This is a genomic window from Klebsiella variicola, assembly GCF_000828055.2.
Classification (GTDB): Bacteria; Pseudomonadota; Gammaproteobacteria; order Enterobacterales; family Enterobacteriaceae; genus Klebsiella; species Klebsiella variicola.
In genome coordinates this window covers 2697714-2714312 of sequence record NZ_CP010523.2, presented here as the reverse complement: position 1 = coordinate 2714312, position 16599 = coordinate 2697714, and the positions used below count along the sequence as shown (strand labels likewise).

The following is a 16599-nucleotide window of genomic DNA, read 5'->3' as shown; positions in this document are numbered from 1 at the left end:
TGAGCGGTCCTATGGTATTGGGTTTAGCGATGCAAGACCAGTGGAGGGATCCATCAATGGCCAAAGGCGCTTACTGGCTGACGGCTTCAGCGGGACAGCGTCGAACATTCGCCCTTTATGTCATCTCTTAATAAACAAAAATTCCAGCGCCGTCCGTCACTGCGCAACTCGGTGATGCTGAGCGGGTGAACGTCGATACGTGCAAATGAGTGAAGTGGGGCGCCGAGAACGTTGAGGATCATGGCACGGATAGTGGAGGCAGACGCAATTACACCGTGTCGGCCTGGAATATCGACGTGTTTTGCCAGCCAACGGCCACAGCGCGCCAGCAACTGAGCACGTGACTCTCCGCCCGGCGGCGGATCGCCCTCCAGCCAGGCCAGGAAAGCGTCGGCGTCTTGCGTCATCACCTCACGTACTGGCCGACCGGCCCAGATGCCGTAGTCGGGTTCCGCCAGCTCCATCACCGGGGTACCCTGTAAAGAGAGCGCTGCGGCAGTTTGTCGGGCGGCGGTCTCCGGGGAGATCCAGACGCGGTGACAACGGGCGACACGGCTTTGTAACTGACGCGCCCGCTGCCATTCCCGCGCCTCCAGAGGGTCATCACAGGGGAAATGTGAACCTCGGGACGCTGCCGTTTCTCCCTGACAAATCAACGTTAGCGACGCTCTCATGATGTGTTAACCGCGGCGGAAGGCTGGGCGCTGCACACCTGTCGCCGGCGTGCGTTCGGCTAAGGCACCGAACGCCACACCGATGACGCTCCAGAGCACCAGGTGCGTGCCGAAGGAGCTGATACGGAAACGCCATAGCAGGTCCGCCGGGAAGTGTTCGGGCACTTCGTTCACTGTCGGCATCAGGGCACAAACCACGAGCATCAGCGCCACCGCGAACAGCGTTGCCCACATCATCGCATTCCCTCTACCGAGGCGCGGTATTAGCTGATGTGATAACCACGCGGCCGCGATGACGATGCCGATGGAAAGCAACATCATGACGAAGTACAGTTCGGTACGATAGCCGATGGTCTCCGGGTTACCGACCGCGGGCGGATTGGGTGGGTATTTCAGACCAGGCATCAGGCTCATGACCAGAAAGCCGACCAGCGCCAGGCCTAACGCTAACAGACGCGGGTTCGATGGTCCGAAGCGCTGATAGCTAAAGGCCCAACTCAGCGCCAGACCGCCGCCCAGCGCTGCGCCGAACAGCACCATGCCGGCCATTAGCCCGATCCCAGACTGGGTTTGACGGCTAAACACCTCTTCTTCACCGCCGTCAGCCGACGCGCTGTGTTGGTGTGAATGAGTGGCCAGACTTTCTTCAATCCCGATAGCGCGATCGACCTGCGGCTCGCCGAAATGGTGTGCAAAAGCAAATGCCACCAGTCCAGCCAGTATGCCTGCTATCATCCCCTTGAATAATAGTTTCCCAATCATGTCCGCCTCCTTAGTGGCAGGGAAAACCCAGCAGATGTCGTGCGTCGTGGAAGAATTCATGCACCTGGGTGCCGGAAAACATCGACGTCGCACCTTGTTCCGCACCGACGAAATAGATCGCTAACAGTGCCAGCAGGGTGGTAAACAGTGCCCAGGGCAACAGCGCCGCGACCGGTATCGGAGTGGCCGGGGTGTTGGTGGTAAGGGTAATATCGCTCATGATGTGACTCCGTTGTTAATTTGGCTGATGGAAGATTGTGCCGGGCTCACCGTGACCGGAACGCCGAGTGGAAGCGAGTGGTGGTTATGCGCCGGCGGACAGCTGGCATTGGCCAGGACGATCGGCTGACCATGCGGCGTGTTGATATACGCCAGTCGCCATTCCTGGGTCCGTCGGCCAATGTCATCCGGTGCGGTCAGGTGGAGGGCGGTGATCATGTTCTCCATTGCTGTCGCCCACTGGCGATAGTAGGCATCGTTCACACTTTCGCCGGGTTGCGCCGGAGCCGCCTTGATCGCTTCGCTGAACGTCCGTACCCATTCTGCCCACGGGAACAGCCCCGCCCGGTGCAGATGGACGATCAGGGAGAATGCTTTCGCCTGCCAGGGCTTATCAAAAACCGGCCCCTCCTCGTCGCGGGGTAACCCGACGGCGGCGTAATCATGCTGTGTCGCAATGCTCATGCTTCCTCCAGATAGTCGTCCCACAGATCGATGTACACGTTGTCCGGGCGCGGCGTGCCCCACAGTTCCAGCGCGGTGAAGCTGACGCTGTAGACGTGCTGAGGATGTTCGCCCAGACCGTGCGCCGCGGTGTCCGGCGTGATGAACACGCCATGATCGGTCTCAATACGGCCGATTTTCCCGCGCACGTAACGCGGCAGGCGGGTGTGGGTGGTTGGGTTGATGTTTTTTGCCCGAACCCGGTCTCCGGCCTTAAAGCGGGGAGCAATATCGTGACTGACGCGCGCGGAGGCGCCGGTACTGACAACCATCGCCACGATGTCCTGCGTCAGCACCGGCGTGCCCGGAGCGCAGGGGGCAGGGGTCGAGCCACCCCAGAGTTCATCGGCGGTGATCACCCCTTTTTCCAGCAGCAGCGTTTCAAATGCGTGCAACCAGTGCTCGTAGTAGCTCGCCTCCAGGTAGTGGGCTGGATCCATGCGTTCAATGGCGTGGCGGAATTCATCCACATTGAAATGTCCGCCGACGAACAGCGAGGCGAACAGCGGAAATACCCGGCGCTCCCATTCATGATGGAAATACGGCTCATTTTCCTCGTTGAGGATCGGCCCGAGGCCGTGCATACCGCCCAGATCATGTATCCCGTTCATGGTTTTCTCCTCTTATTATGGCGCGGCGACCAGGCCGGTGCCGATCATGGAATCGCGGGTGACCAGTTCGATCAGCTGCGCTTCGCTCCAGCCGTCGGTACCCGCCGGACGTTCTGGCAGGACCAGATAGCGCAGTTCCGCGCTGCTGTCCCAGACGCGCACCTCTTTACTTTCTGGAATGTTTGCCCGAATTCGGCCAGAACGCCGCGCGGGTCGATAACGATACGCGAACGATAGGGGGCCGATTTGTACCACACCGGTGGCAGACCCAGCACCGGCCAGGGGTAGCAGGAACATAATGTACAGACGGTCACGTTGTGCACGTCCGGCGTGTTCTCCACTACCTGCATGTCTTCACCCTGCACGCCGGAGAAACCCAGCTCGGCGATGGCGGCTGTGGCGTCCGCCAGCAGCCGACGTTTATACTCCGGATCACTCCACGCTTTAGCGACCACCTGCGCGCCGTTACGGGGGCCGACCTTGTGCTCATAAGTGTCAATCAGTTCATCCAGTGCCGCCGGGTCAATCAGTCCTTTCTCCTGTAGCAGGGATTCCAGCGCCCGGACGCGTAGCTCGATGTCCGCCGGCGGTTCAGTATGGTCGTGGTCGTGTTGATGGCTCATTTTATGGTTCCCGATAGTTAAGGGTTAAAACATCCGCCAGTCGCCGGAAGCTTCAAATGCGGCGGCGGCCTGATAAAGGGTGCTTTCGGCGAAGTGGCGTCCTACCAACATCATTCCTACCGGTAAGCCGTCGACCAGCCCACAAGGGAGAGTCATTGCCGGATGGCCGGTAATATCCTGCGGCGCGGTATTGCCGATCATTTCAAATGCGCGGGAGATGTATTCGGTAATGGAGCAGTCAGGTTCCGGTAATGGCTGAGCGACAAGCGGTACAGTGGGCATCACCAGCAGGTCGAAGTCCGCCAGCGCCCGGTCATAGCCCGCACGCGCGCGACGCGCGATATTCTGCGCCTTGGCATAGTAGCGGCCATGGTAGCGTTCCAGCCCGTACTGGCCGACGAACATGCATATCTTCAGCGATGGGGAAAGCGCATCGGCGTTGTCACGCCACTGGGCGTGCTTGTCCAGCAGCGCTACGTCATATTGTCCTTTCCAGTTAAAGCCCATGCCGTTGCCATGCATCATCTGCGCGGTCAGCCCCTCGCAGCCGATAGGGGACCAGAGCGCCCCCGCCAGGCTATGCTCCGGTACCGAAATCTCGCCGACCGTCGCGCCCAATTCCTGCAGACGGGCGACGGCAGCGCGAACTTTCTCCGCGACTCGCGCATCCAGGTTCGGCAACTGAAAACCTTCGGCCATAATGCCGATCTTTAAGCCACGGACTCCCTTACCGAGCGCCTCGGTATAGGCTTCCACTTTGGGAGCATACTGACGTGGGTCCAATCCGTCCGCGCCGGCAATGACCTCAAGGACTAAGGCATTGTCTTTTACGCTGCGGGTCATCGGCCCGGTATGGTCGAAAGTGGCTTCGATCGGCATGATGCCGGTATAAGGCACCAGACCGTGGGTCGGTTTCAGGCCATAGAGGCCACACCATGCGGCGGGAATACGCGCCGAGCCCCCTTGATCGCCCCCCATGGCCAAATCGACTTCCCCGGAAGCGACCAAAGCGGCGCTGCCAGAAGATGAGCCACCGGCCGAGTAGCCGCGGCGCAACGGGTTATGCACTGGCGCCGGATCGGAGGTATGGCTGCCTCCCGACAAGCAGAAGTGCTCGCAGGTGGCTTTGCCGAGAATAGTCGCGCCGGCATCCAGCAGTCGGGTGGCAACGGTGGCGTCGTAGAGGGGGACGAAACCTTCCAGCGTCGAGGCGCCGTTCATCATTGGTACGCCAGCCAGCGCGATGTTGTCCTTGAGCACCACGGTGCGGCCGGCCAGTTTACCGGTTGCTGCACCTGTCACCTCGGTCTTGTAATACCAGGCATTAAGCGGGTTTTCGTCGCCTTCAGGACGATAGCCGGCGGCGCGTGGGTAGTGCACCGCGGGGATCTCGTCGGGCAGGGCGTCGATGAGATCATAGGCGTCGAAATTGGCCTGCATCAGCGCCAGATATTCTTCGGCTTGTGCAGGCGTCAATCGTATGTTTAGCCGACTGGCGAGCGCTTGCAGCTGTTCAATGGTAGGACGTTCAATAGCCATGGAGTTCCCTTTATATGGTGTTTGCCAATGCAACCTGCCTTCAACATAAGCCCGAAATGTCATCACTACATGGTTGTGCAGGTCAGTCATTTGGCTGAGACGGACACCCGCCTGTTGCGCGGATGTCCTTCCTCGGTTAAGACGGTTTATCTGTTTTCGGCCAGTGAATGCCGACGCTTTTCATCCCTTTGGTGACGTCCATGTCAGGGTGCGCGAGTACCACATCCCGGTATGAAGGGCTGCCGATGACGGCGGGTTTGAACTGGGTCAGGAATGCGGTAACCTCTTCACGGATATCCTGCGGAACGTTGAAGTTCTCGTAGCATTCATCAATAGCCTCGAATACGGCTTTCCAGTGCACTTCGGTCAGCCCCATTCCGCGGTGCGCGGTCACCATATCTCGTCCCCGGTAGACCGTGTTGCCGACCCAGTGCTTGCACAGAAAATCGACAAAGTTGATATGCTCTTTCTGGAACGACGATTCGGATACGTGCGCCCAGATATGGCCGATATCGGGATGCTTCATACAGGTCTTCAACACTTCTCCTGCGAAAGCGTAAACGGCGTCATAACCACCGAGACGTTCATAAAGTGTGGGTTTTTGCTGCTGATCGGTCATGATGGATTTCTCCGTTGCGGGTGAGTAGTGAGTCTGGGGATGTCTCTGTGCCGATTCGCATCAGAACAGTTTCATCACGCGCAGGGTGGTATGTAGATCTTCCTTAAAACCGCCATCGACGTTGAGGTCGCGCTGGAGCAGACCCTGTACCTGCACCGTGGGGGTGACGAATTTCGATAATTCCAGCCTGACCTGATCGACGCGCGTCGCCTGTCCGTTCTCGATACCGTCAAGCTGCTGTTTGCCGCCCCAGTATTGGGAATAACCGGCGGCCAGGGTCCAGCTCTTATCGGCGGGCGGCGTCCAGGTCACCCAGCCCTGAAACTGATAGGTGTTGTCCTGCTTGAGTCGACCGGTGCCGATGCCCGAGGCGTCGTCGTTGACGCCATACCACATCACGTCCGTGGAAAGTTGGGTGGCGAAACCGTTACCCAGCTGCTGCACGCCGCCGAGCTGAAGGTCGAACTTCCAGCGATTTTCACCGACGTTTAGCGTGCGTCCGGCGTCGTAGGAGCCCGCGGGGAGGTACAGGTAAGGCACAATGGCAAAGGTTGTGCTGGGGTTGTTGACCAGCCAGACCGGCGCGGCAAGGATGGGATCGCCCAGGCCGCCGGCTGAATCAAGTCGAACGCCGTTTAGTGAGCCATTGTAAAGGCGTCCGTAAGGCAGCAGCACTTGCGGCGCAACCGTAAAGCCACCGACGTCCATGTAGTGAACGTAACGAAAGATGCTGACGAAGGAGTCGAGCCCGGTCTCTTGCTTAAGTTCACCGCCCCCGGTGGGGGTGAAGCTATCTCTCGTCGCGTAGGTGAAATATCCCAGAACGGCATCGGTGCCGGCGGGGGCGGGAATGAGGTCCTGCGAATTGAGATCGACCGCATGGGCCGGGCCGGTTGCCAGCCACAGTGTGCAGGCGGCCAGGCTGGTGCGAAACGTAGCGTTACTGAAAGTCATGACGTTCCCCCTCTTGTCTGATGTCGTGTTATGTCCGGAGCACGGTGTGGCCGGAAGACCTTACGCTTACTGATACTAGGGAGAAATTTGCGGCGTACTTGCTTCAGCAGGACAGTCGTTTGGCTGGAAGGGACATTCGGTTGCGGGCCTGCCCCTCGTCGTGTGATGGTCCGCCATAGTGCAGACGCCGCACGTTTAGGGTGCGGTTCCACGTTTTGTCGTTCCGCTATTCGACGCCCTATATGCCAGCAGAAAAGGGGGGGCGCGGATTTTCAGTGATAGTTCCCGGTAACTTAGCGCCGATCGGCGTAACTGAAAGAGGGCGTATTAGCTCGTTGGCATGATAGTTGCTGTCTGCGGAAACGTTTCTGTCGTTTTGGCGGAATACCCGGCGCGAGGTGAATGATGATGAATAGCATGCAGTCTGCGGGCAGTCTCCACTATTCAACCGTTGGCGTTACCGAGTCGCGCCGCTTCGAGTACTGGAACGACGTAGTGTTACGCCACTGTATTCCAGCCGCCAGCGCCCCTCTGGCTGGGGTCGACTTTGATGCACGGCTGACGGTACGTGGAGTGGGTCTGGTGGATATGTGTTCACTGTCCGCGCCGCTACACAGCTGGGATCGCACGGCACGTTATTTGCGCCAGGGCCCCGACGACGATCTGTGGTTGGGGTATATGCAGGATGGATACGGTCAGCTTGAACAGGGGGGACGCAAGGCGACGCTGGCAGCGGACAGTCTGGTGCTCTACGATGCCGCCCAGACATTCCGCTTCAGTCTTGGCGGGCGCGATAATCATCTGGTGCGGATCCCCCGCCATTTGCTGAGCTGTCATTTACCTGGGGTCGAACACCTCACCGCGATGGTGCTCGACGACCGCCGCCCGGGCGTGATCCCATTGCGCGAAATGCTGCGTCAGGCGGCAGCGATGCCCGCCTGTCTGAACACAGCGGATATCTCCGGCCGCTTCTCCCAGACGTTGCTGGATCTACTGGTACTGAGCCTGGAGCTACAGGACCTGAACAACGTTGGTGTTGAGCGCGATCTGTATTCCCGGATGATGAACTACATCCGGCGGCAACTTGTCGATCCCGATTTGAACATCGAAAGCCTGGCACGGGCGCACCACGTTTCCGTTCGCACCGTCACGCGTGCTTTCGCCCGCCATAAAAAAACGCCGATGGCAGTGATTTGGCAGGAGAGGCTGCAGGCGAGCCGAGAGGCTATCGAACGCGGACGAGTCAGTAGCGTGTCCCAGGCGGCGCTGGATTTCGGCTTCTCTGATTTCTCTCATTTCAGCCATGCCTTCCGCAAAGCCTTCGGCATTTCTCCTCGCTCTCTGCTGCCGAAGAAGCAGTAAACTCGCCTGAGGACGTCATTCTCAGGTGTAACAACAGGCTAAACGATGCCGGTAAAACGGTCAGTGTAACCAGCGTGGCAACCAGTAGTCCCCCGATAATCGCATAGGCCATCGGTCCCCAGAATACCTGATGAGAGATGGGGATCATTCCCAGAATGGCGGCACAGGCAGTCAGGCAGATGGGGCGCGCACGATGCTCTGCGGCCGCAATAATAGCGGCATCGCTTGCCATTCCCTGAGCAAGATTGCTGTCAACCTCGCTAATCAGTATGACGGCGTTACGAATGATCATGCCAGCGAGCGCAATCACGCCAAGAAGAGCGACAAATCCCATTGGTGTTCCGCCAGGCAACATAGCCAGCACGATACCCGGTAAACCAAACGGGGCCATCAGTATAGCCAACGCCATACGGGAATAGTTGCGCAACTGGAGCATCAACAGCAAGAGCATGATGACCAGTGTCACCGGCAGAATCGCATAGACCGAACTATTACCTTTTTCAGACTCAGCAACCGCGCCCCCTTCTTCAATGCTGTAGCCTTCAGGCAGTTCCGCGCGCAACCTGTCTACCGCAGGTCGCAACGCTGCGGATACTGCTTCGGCGCGAAGTCCCGGGGCGAGGTCAGTTTGCACGGTGATGAAAGGCAAACGCTGTCGACGCCAGATAACCGGATCATCCACGCCCCAGACTGGCGTGGCAAAGGCGCTGAGGGGGATTTGTTTACCGTCATTCCCCTGAATAGTCAGCGAAGAGAAGGTGGCAAGGTTAAGACGCTCATTGTCCCTGGCCCGGAGCACCACATCGACAAGGCGGTCATTATCGCGAACCGACGTGACTATACTGCCGGACCAGACGGTATTGAGCATCCGGGCCAGACTTTCTGACGACACGCCCGCAGCCCGGGCTGCGGTCTGATTGACCTTGAGGGTAATGACTCTCTCCGGTTCGCCTGCCGTCTGATTAACCTCGCGAGAGGAGGGGGACCGGCCAATGACATCGCTCAGGCGGTTCGCGATCGACCTGACTTTCAGATAATCTGGCCCACTCACCCGGTATTTCACTGGCCAGCCGACGGGGGGCCCAAGTTCCAGGGGTGATACGCGCGTGATGATGTCGCTAAAGCCCGTAGCCAGTATCCTGTTTAACTGTCGATGAAGACGATCCCGCGCTTTAAGATCTTTAGCCACCACCACTATCTGGGCGATATTTTCATTTGCCAGAAGCACATCCATAGGCAGGTAAAAACGGATCGCTCCCGACCCAACGTATGTCGAAAAGCGCTCAACGTTGCGGTTGCCTGCCAGGGCCTTCTCCAGCTTTTCAGCCGTATTTTGCGTTTCCGACTGCGAGGCATTTGCCGGTAGCGTCAGGCTTACCAGCAATTCTGGCCTGTCGGAGGCGGGGAAAAACTCCCCCTGCATAAAGGTTGTTCCGTAAACGGACAGACCAAGCGCAATGAGAGCAAGACACACGGTGGCGAAGCGGTGACGCAACGCCTTGCGCAGTAGCCACTGGTATCCGCGGGCCATCCGTCCAGGACCTTTCGCCTTCTGTCTGATGTTGTCAGATAACAGCCACGTCCCGGTTAACGGTGAAAACAGGATCGCGACAACCCATGAGCACAGCAGGGCGATGAGCACCACGGCAAACAGGGAAAAGCAATATTCACCGGCGCTGGACGCAGCAAATCCCACGGGAATAAACCCGGCAATCATCACAAGGGTGCCCGTCAGCATCGGAAATGCGGTCGTTTTAAAAGCCCGGGTCGCCGCCTGCCGGCGGGAATCCCCGGCTTCCAGACCAGAGACCATGGTTTCCACGGTGATCATGGCGTCATCGACCAGCAGACCCAGCGCGATAATCAATGCGCCGAGAGAAATACGCTGCAGACCTATTCCTGCCAGCATCATTCCCGTAAAGGTCATGGCCAGAACCAGTGGAATGGCCGCAGCCACTACCAATCCGGCTCGTAAACCCAGCGATACAAACGAAACGGCCAGGACGATCGCCACGGCTTCGATAAGCACCCGGATAAACCCGCTTACGGCGTCGCTGACCACCGCTGATTGATCGGCAACCTTGACCATCTCAATACCGTGCGGCAGCGTGACGCTGATGGCCTGCATTTTTGCATTCAGCGCGGCGCCGAAACGCAGCATATTACCGGTCGGCGCCATCGAGATAGCCAGCCCGATGGCGGGTTTGCCGTTGACCCGGTAAACCGGCTGGGGAGGCTCGGCGTTTTCCCGACTAACGGTGGCAATATCCGTCAGAGGAAGGTAACGATCGTTAATATGCAGCGTGACGGCACGTAAGCTCGCTTCAGAAGTCAGTTCCCCGCTGACCTTTATCGCCATATTTTCCTGTCCGGTGCGGATCATACCTGCCGGGACAACCGCATTTTGTGCTCTGAGGGCATCCGCTACCTGCTGGATGTTCAACCCCATACCTGCCAGACGCGCTGGAGAAAAAGAGAGGACTATCTGTTCCTGCTGCTCACCCAGCAGGCTGGTTTTTCCGATATCCGGTAACGACATGAGCTCCCGGCGGATTGTCTCAACACGGTCCCGGACCTCCCGCAGGGTATAGCCCTCAGGTATAAAGCCATAGATCGTACCGTACGTGTCATCAAACTCGTCGTCGACGGCGGGGCCCTGAACGCCTTCTGGCAAAGAGGGGGCAATATCCTGCATTTTCTTACGTACCTGATACCAGATATCCGGCACCTTTTGCGGCGGGGTATCGTCACGAAGATTGACATGAATAACGGAGCTCCCGGCGCGGGTCTCACTTTCGAGATAATCAAGCCAAGGGGTTTCCTGCAGCTTTTTTTCCAGCGTATCGGTCAGCAGTCGGGTGGTATCCGTTACGGATGCCCCGGGCCATTGCGCAGAAACAACGGCCGTTTTAATCGTAAACGCCGGATCTTCGTTACGTGGCAGGTTCTCATAACAGAACGCGCCCATAGCAATGATCAGCAGCATGAAGAAACTGACCATCTGCTGATGATTTAGCGCCCAGGAGGACAGGTTAAATTTCTCATTCAATACGGGTTTCATGATTCGCACTCCCCGGCAATCACCGGCTCGCCGGAGCGTAATTTACTCACGCCGGCGGTAATCACCCGGTCGCCTGGTTCAAGGCCGCCGGAGATAATGACCGTGGTGGCGGTATAGTATGCTGGTACCACCACGCGAAGCTGCGCCTGCGACTGTGGGTTAATCACATAAACCGCCGGTTTGTCGTCGACGCGGCTCAGCGCTGAAGCGGGAAGGGCGTATCCATGCGGACCCGTTGCGGGTAACGTGACGGTGACGCTGGCGCCTAGCGCCATTGCCAGCGGTGGGTTTTGCAGGGTAGCCCTGACGCGCCATGTGCGGGTCTGAGGATCGGCCTGCGGGCTAATATCTCTTACCGCGGCGGACGCTTGCACCGACGGGTCGCTGAGGAGGGAAACTCGCAAGCCAGCCTGTTCCTGTGGCGGGATCGCCTCGGGTTTAGCGATATCAAACACCACATCGCGGGCTTCACCGGTCGCCAGCGTCAACACCGACTGACCACCATTGACCACCTGACCCGCAGAGGCGCTTACTTCGGTGATCACGCCGCTTCGCGGCGCAATCAGACGCGTCCAGCCAAGGCTTTCCCGGGCATTACGCAACGCGGACTCGCTGTTTTTTAAACGCGCGCGGGCGACAAGCCAGTCTGCGCGGGCGGTATCGAGCTGCGTGCGGGCAATCGCGCCTGTTGGCATAAGCTTTTGCATTCGGTTGACGTTAAGTGCAGCAACCTGAGCAGAGGCTTTGGCTCCTTCATAATCAGCCTGTGCGCCATCGAGCTGATTCTGACTGGTTGTATTTTCAAGCGTGGCCAGCAGTTGCCCTGCATTGACCCGATCGCCAATATCGACGCTACGCGTCACTATCCGGCCGCCGGTACGAAAGCTCAGAATCGTTTCATCGTGCGCATGGATCTCTCCGGTTCTTTCCAGCGCGGGAAGGGTTTGCGCTGAGCCAACAACAACGTAGCGCACCGTTCGCACAGGATCAGTCGTATTACCCTGGTTGTCCCCGCATCCGGGCAGCAGAAAAATCACTACCGAAAGAATGGTCAGGGGGAGAAAGTGCAGCCAGGAAAGGGTGCGCGCCACGTCGTACAAATGGTGCAGACTGTGGCGGAGGGAGAGTAAAAATTCATCTGACATAACGCCGCTCCATAAAGGTGATGGCGTTATTAAATGCGCGCTTAGTCGAGAAAGATTCGACGTTTCGTCAAGGTATTATCAAGAGCCGCTATTTTCCATCTCAGACGACGTCCAGGGTAACAAAAGGGTGACTGCGAGTCCGCCGGTTTCAGGTAACGACGCGCTGATACTGCCACCATGGGCCTGACAAATCGCGCGAGCAATCGACAAACCGAGACCGCTGCCGCCGGAGTGGCGGGCACGCGACTGCTCCTCCCGGCTAAAACGGTTGAACATTTCCGGCAGGAACTGGGAGGATACCCCCGGACCGTCATCGCGAAATTCGAGGCAATATTGCCCGCTGGCGTAGTGCAGCGTGACATCAAGATAACCGCCATCACGCCCGTAACGGAGGGCATTTTCCATAAGAATGGTGAAAACCTGGCCCATACGGAACGTATCGCCTTTGAAGGGACACGCCTGAGAATGATGAAGCCTGATTGTAAAACGATGTGCATCAGCCTGGGGCATGATCCATGTCGCCCGTTCTTTAAGCAGCTCATCCAGACGAAAGGGTTCGTTTTCCAGCACCAAATTCCCGGCATCAGACAGCGAGAGCAGATGAAGTTCATCGGTCAGGCGATTCAGGTGCTGAAGCTGTTTCATTACCATTGCCAGTTGTTCCGGGCTGGCATCAAACACGCCATCCAGCATGCCCTGCAAACGTCCGATAGCGGCAGTCAGGGGGGAGCGAAGTTCATGCGCCATGGCCACATGAGAGGTACGTAACTCTTTTTCATAGCGGGCCAGTTTCCCCGTCATGGCATTAAAGTCACTGGCAAAGCTGACCATTTCAGCCGGCGCATTCCTGATGAGCTCAGCCTGGCGGCCAAATTGCCCTTCGGCGACGTCCTTTGCCGCATCACGCAGCCGGCTGAACTGCAGCGCCAGTGGCCTGGCATATCGCAATCCCATCACCACAATAAAAGGGATCATGACCAGGACCAGTAACGCCACGGTGACCCAGTCCGCCGAGGCGATGGATGGGGTTGAATAACTCAACCCCCACCAGGTATCGACGATTTGATGGAAGCGCGCCGGGTTGGCCTGCGGGTTCTGGCTGAGCGCAAGAAACTCTTGCCGGACCGATACCGGCATTCTGCCCAGGTTCCAGTAATTCTGCACCGCATAACGTAGCCACATACAGGTCGCAATGACAATTACGCTTCCGATGGCCAGCGCTAATATACGTGCGCAAATCCAGCGCCACAGGGAGGAGTAGCGGGTTTTTGTCATGGTTGTCTGAACCTGTAGCCTACGCCGCGAACGTTAACCAGCACGCCGGAAATACCCGCCGCCTCGAGTTTTTTACGCAGGTTATAAATATGGGTATCCACCACGCGCTCCAGGGCTTCACTTTCCGGCAAACAGTTCTCCAGTAAATGCTGGCGGGAAAAAGGACGTGAAGGAGAGCGCATAAGCGTGGTCAGTAGTGAAAATTCGGTTGGGGTCAGATCCAACGTGCGCGGTGTGGTGTCCCCGTCGACAATGCTCGCCACGATGGCCGTAACATTCACTTCAAGCGATTGCCAGCGAAGGATCTCTTCCTTTGTTTCTGTTTGATTGCTGCGGCGCAGTACCGCCTGCACCCGAGCCACAACTTCTCCCGGATGGTAAGGCTTAACAACATAATCATCAGCGCCATAGCGCAAGGCGCCAATACGATCGGGAGTATCTCCCATGGCGGTCACCATGATCACCGGAACATCATTTTTACGGCGCAGGCCAGCCAGGACTTCGGTGCCGTTAAGCCCCGGAAGCATCACATCCAGCAGGATCAGATCGGGTTTCCACCGGTGCGCCATATCCAGCCCGGAAAGACCGTCTCCGGTAATGACGACATCGTAATTTTCACGGCGTAAATAGGCTTCGAGCACGCCAGCCGCATCGGCGTCATCTTCAATAATCAGCACTCTTCTGGACAACATCCGTTCACCTTGACCGTTTCTTAACACTATCCCGACGATTCATTGATTTTGCCAAATCATACTGCGCCAACATTTTGTGGCAGCTCCTGCCTCAGGAGAAGCCGGCGTCTGTGGGGAGAACAGTATGATAGCGATAAAAAAAGCCCTGTATATGACCGTACCGCTTTTGACGGCCATGACATCCTGCGTACAAGCAAATGATGACACTTCCTCCGGCACCTTCACCATTGGGCTGGGAGGCCACTACACTCCGCGATATTCAGGTTCAGACAAGCAGGTATGGCAGGTGGTTCCTGTACTTCAGGGGCGTAACGGCGCATTTTTTATTGATACGCAGAAAGGGGTGGGATATGACCTGCAGAACGCCAGCGGCTGGTACTTCGAACATACGCTGGGATACGATCTGGGTAGGGCGGATAAAAACGCCAGCTGGCGGGCAGGGGCAAATAATCTGAAAGGGATGGGAGACATTGACGCCTCCCTGAACACGGCCCTTGCCGTCGGCTGGCAGGCGCTTTCGTGGCTCAGTGTTGAAGGTAAAGCGACGCTGCCTTTAACGGACAGCCAGGGGGTAAGCTACCAGGCATCCTTGACGTTGCTCCCTGTACAAACTGACCATGACACGGTCGCCTTTCAGACGGCGGCCCTGTTTGGCGACAACCGTTACCTGAATACCTGGTATGGGGTGGATCCGCAGCAGAGCCAGCGCTCAGGTTATAGCCGCTATTCAGCACCGGGGGGATTTTATGGCATAGACAACAGTCTGACCTGGAGCCACCAGTTTGATGCCCACTGGGGTACGCTCCTGAGCGCTGACTATACCTGGCTTGGGGAGCATGCAAATGAGAGCCCGATCGTGTTACGACGTAACGAGGCGGCACTGACAGCAGCTGTCATCTGGACATTTTAGGGCGGAGAAAGCGCGGCGTGCGGTTTGCCGGGTTAGCATTGAGTGAGTCGGCATTGTTTGGCAGATACGGAACCAGAAACGAGACATGATGTTAACGGCGCCGGAAGACCTGGTGCGGTCCTCGTGTCACCGGCGTGCGTTCGGCTAAAGAACCCAACGACGGTCGAGAGCGCCACATGCGTGCTGGAGGAGTTTATGCCAAAACGCCATAGCTGGTCCGCCGGGAGGTTTTCGTATACGTCGTTCACGGTCGGCATCAGAGTCCCCTGAGTGAGAGCGGCACGTGATGGAAGGGGCCATATCCAAACGTGTCAGCAGCCGCTGAATGACAAGATGGTGTTTATGGATTTCATGGGGAAGAGTTGGCGCTATGGGGGGATTACGCGCCCTGATATCATATTTAACATAATATACATTATGCGCACTCATATTGTGGTGGCTAAGTTGTTAGGTTTTCTCCTGGATAAGTACTCGTAGATTCAGCATCGATAGATTCTGATGACGGCTCATGCGGCGGAGTTTTTTGCTTTGGATAAAGTTAACCGACTCAAAGTTATTAGGACGTTATCGTTCGACGTCTGACTACACTTGATGGCCACACAGCGCCTGAGCATATCTGACAGCCTGTGCCGATGCCTTCTGTCGCGTTACCGTGAATCTGGCCCGCTGGGTATGGCTAGCCGTCGTCGTTGAAAACCCAGCAATAACCAACGACCTGATGGTCTTGCCCGGTACGTACTCAATATTATCCGCTTGAGATATCTGACAGACACTGCCGACGGTTGTTGGAGCGCTATCGTGAACATGGGCCGCTTTCACTTGTTAACCGTCGTCGTAGCCAGCCTGGCAACCGGCAACTCATGCCGGGCCTCGCTGAACGAGCACTGCGTACTATCCGCGAACATTACGCTGATTTTGGTCCGACAGTACGCCAGCTGATGACACCGACTGGTTCAGGGAACCCTGGCAAGTTACGGCCGCGCGTACATCAATCACGCCTGCGTCGGGCCTGTACCCCAGAGCGCATCCAAATTGATGTCTGCGGGCATCACGGGTTCGAGTGATCGTAATTCGCTTATCGCCCTCCTCCATTTGTCAATATGTGTGCTTTCTGTTGACCTAATTTGACAATTGGTGACCAGGCAGTAATTATCATGTTAATTACTGACCAGGCAGCTATCATGAATACCCCAATCGACTCTTCCCATAAAAACCTGCATCTGGGTTTGCTGTTCCATCTGGCAAACCAGTTTAAGGACCTGCTTATCGGCCATTACTTTGCCGACAGCGGCATTACCGCACCGCAATTTAAGGTATTGATTAATATATTTAAAGGTAACACCAGCCCGGCAGAAATCTGCAAGAGCCTGCAGATGGATACCGGGGCAATGAGCCGTATGGTTGCACGTATGGTGAAGAACGACCTGATCGAGCGCCGCCCGAATCCGCACGACAAGCGCCAGGTGATCCTGGCCCTGACGGCAAAAGGTCAGACGCTGTGCAATACGTTTCAGAATGAAGCACTGAATACCATCCTCGCGGACTTAACGGCGCGTCTGACGCCCGAAGAATCCCGGCAGCTCGCAGATATTCTTATCAAAATGCTGCCCGATGAATTCACGGCCCCCCATCGCTAATTAAGGTCACCG

At 57.2% G+C, this 16599-nt stretch carries 15 protein-coding genes and 2 pseudogenes; 4 read left to right on the top strand and 13 right to left on the bottom strand.

The genetic code is table 11. The features are described 5' to 3' along the window. Positions 1-86: 86 nt before the first annotated feature. The 9 genes and pseudogenes from SP68_RS12770 to SP68_RS12730 form a co-directional block, all read right to left on the bottom strand. A complete protein-coding gene (locus SP68_RS12770) occupies positions 87-674 on the bottom strand; it encodes a histidine phosphatase family protein (RefSeq protein ID WP_023340136.1) in 588 nt (195 codons plus the stop codon). 6 nt (positions 675-680) lie between these two features. Further along, positions 681-1436 carry a CbtA family protein gene (locus tag SP68_RS12765; protein ID WP_008804894.1) on the bottom strand — a complete coding sequence of 252 codons (756 nt, stop codon included), beginning with the start codon at positions 1434-1436 and terminating at the stop codon, positions 681-683. Between the two features lie 10 nt (positions 1437-1446). Then, on the bottom strand, positions 1447-1656 hold the full coding sequence (locus SP68_RS12760; RefSeq protein ID WP_008804893.1) for a CbtB domain-containing protein: 210 nt from the start codon (positions 1654-1656) through the stop codon (positions 1447-1449). Further along, positions 1653-2120 carry a nitrile hydratase accessory protein gene (locus SP68_RS12755; protein WP_023322614.1) on the bottom strand — a complete coding sequence of 156 codons (468 nt, stop codon included), beginning with the start codon at positions 2118-2120 and terminating at the stop codon, positions 1653-1655. The genes SP68_RS12760 and SP68_RS12755 overlap by 4 nt, the downstream gene beginning before the upstream one ends. After that, positions 2117-2770 (bottom strand): nitrile hydratase subunit beta, encoded by a 654-nt coding sequence (gene nthB, locus SP68_RS12750; protein WP_012541728.1) that lies wholly within the window; start codon positions 2768-2770, stop codon positions 2117-2119. The genes SP68_RS12755 and nthB overlap by 4 nt, the downstream gene beginning before the upstream one ends. Before the next feature lie 15 nt (positions 2771-2785). Continuing rightward, positions 2786-3393 (bottom strand): annotated as a pseudogene (gene nthA / locus SP68_RS12745) (nitrile hydratase subunit alpha). 24 nt (positions 3394-3417) lie between these two features. Next, positions 3418-4932, bottom strand: coding sequence for an amidase (locus SP68_RS12740; RefSeq protein WP_012541727.1), 1515 nt, complete (start codon positions 4930-4932; stop codon positions 3418-3420). 136 nt (positions 4933-5068) lie between these two features. Then, positions 5069-5551, bottom strand: a complete 483-nt coding sequence (locus SP68_RS12735; protein WP_040968506.1) for a group I truncated hemoglobin — start codon at positions 5549-5551, stop codon at positions 5069-5071. Between the two features lie 60 nt (positions 5552-5611). Beyond that, positions 5612-6505, bottom strand: a complete 894-nt coding sequence (locus SP68_RS12730; RefSeq protein WP_040968507.1) for a transporter — start codon at positions 6503-6505, stop codon at positions 5612-5614. Positions 6506-6913: 408 nt separating this feature from the next. Between SP68_RS12730 and SP68_RS12725 the strand changes: the two genes are divergently transcribed. After that, positions 6914-7867, top strand: a complete 954-nt coding sequence (locus tag SP68_RS12725) for a helix-turn-helix domain-containing protein (protein ID WP_032730996.1) — start codon at positions 6914-6916, stop codon at positions 7865-7867. On the opposite strand, the gene SP68_RS12720 is transcribed toward SP68_RS12725, so the two are convergent. From SP68_RS12720 to SP68_RS12705, 4 genes are all read right to left on the bottom strand, one after another. Beyond that, positions 7803-10928 (bottom strand): efflux RND transporter permease subunit, encoded by a 3126-nt coding sequence (locus SP68_RS12720; protein ID WP_022064718.1) that lies wholly within the window; start codon positions 10926-10928, stop codon positions 7803-7805. The two genes, SP68_RS12725 and SP68_RS12720, sit on opposite strands and share 65 nt — an antisense overlap. After that, a complete protein-coding gene (locus SP68_RS12715; RefSeq protein WP_022064719.1) occupies positions 10925-12073 on the bottom strand; it encodes an efflux RND transporter periplasmic adaptor subunit in 1149 nt (382 codons plus the stop codon). Before SP68_RS12715 ends, SP68_RS12720 begins: the two co-directional genes overlap by 4 nt. Before the next feature lie 78 nt (positions 12074-12151). Beyond that, entirely contained in the window at positions 12152-13348 is a 1197-nt protein-coding gene (locus SP68_RS12710; RefSeq protein ID WP_040968508.1) for a sensor histidine kinase, read from the bottom strand. Continuing rightward, the gene (locus SP68_RS12705) at positions 13345-14040 is read right to left on the bottom strand and encodes a response regulator (RefSeq protein ID WP_022064721.1); all 696 of its coding nucleotides are present in this window, start codon (positions 14038-14040) and stop codon (positions 13345-13347) included. Before SP68_RS12705 ends, SP68_RS12710 begins: the two co-directional genes overlap by 4 nt. Before the next feature lie 124 nt (positions 14041-14164). On the opposite strand from SP68_RS12705, the gene SP68_RS12700 reads away from it, so the two are divergent. The 3 genes and pseudogenes from SP68_RS12700 to SP68_RS12695 all read left to right on the top strand — a co-directional run bounded on the left by SP68_RS12700 (position 14165) and on the right by SP68_RS12695 (position 16587). After that, on the top strand, positions 14165-14950 hold the full coding sequence (locus SP68_RS12700) for a MipA/OmpV family protein (RefSeq protein ID WP_012968225.1): 786 nt from the start codon (positions 14165-14167) through the stop codon (positions 14948-14950). A 498-nt stretch (positions 14951-15448) separates the two neighbouring features. Continuing rightward, positions 15449-16011, top strand: a pseudogene (locus SP68_RS29205) (transposase family protein); the annotation flags it as partial. 120 nt (positions 16012-16131) lie between these two features. After that, positions 16132-16587, top strand: coding sequence for a MarR family winged helix-turn-helix transcriptional regulator (locus SP68_RS12695; RefSeq protein ID WP_012541719.1), 456 nt, complete (start codon positions 16132-16134; stop codon positions 16585-16587). Positions 16588-16599 lie beyond the last annotated feature (12 nt).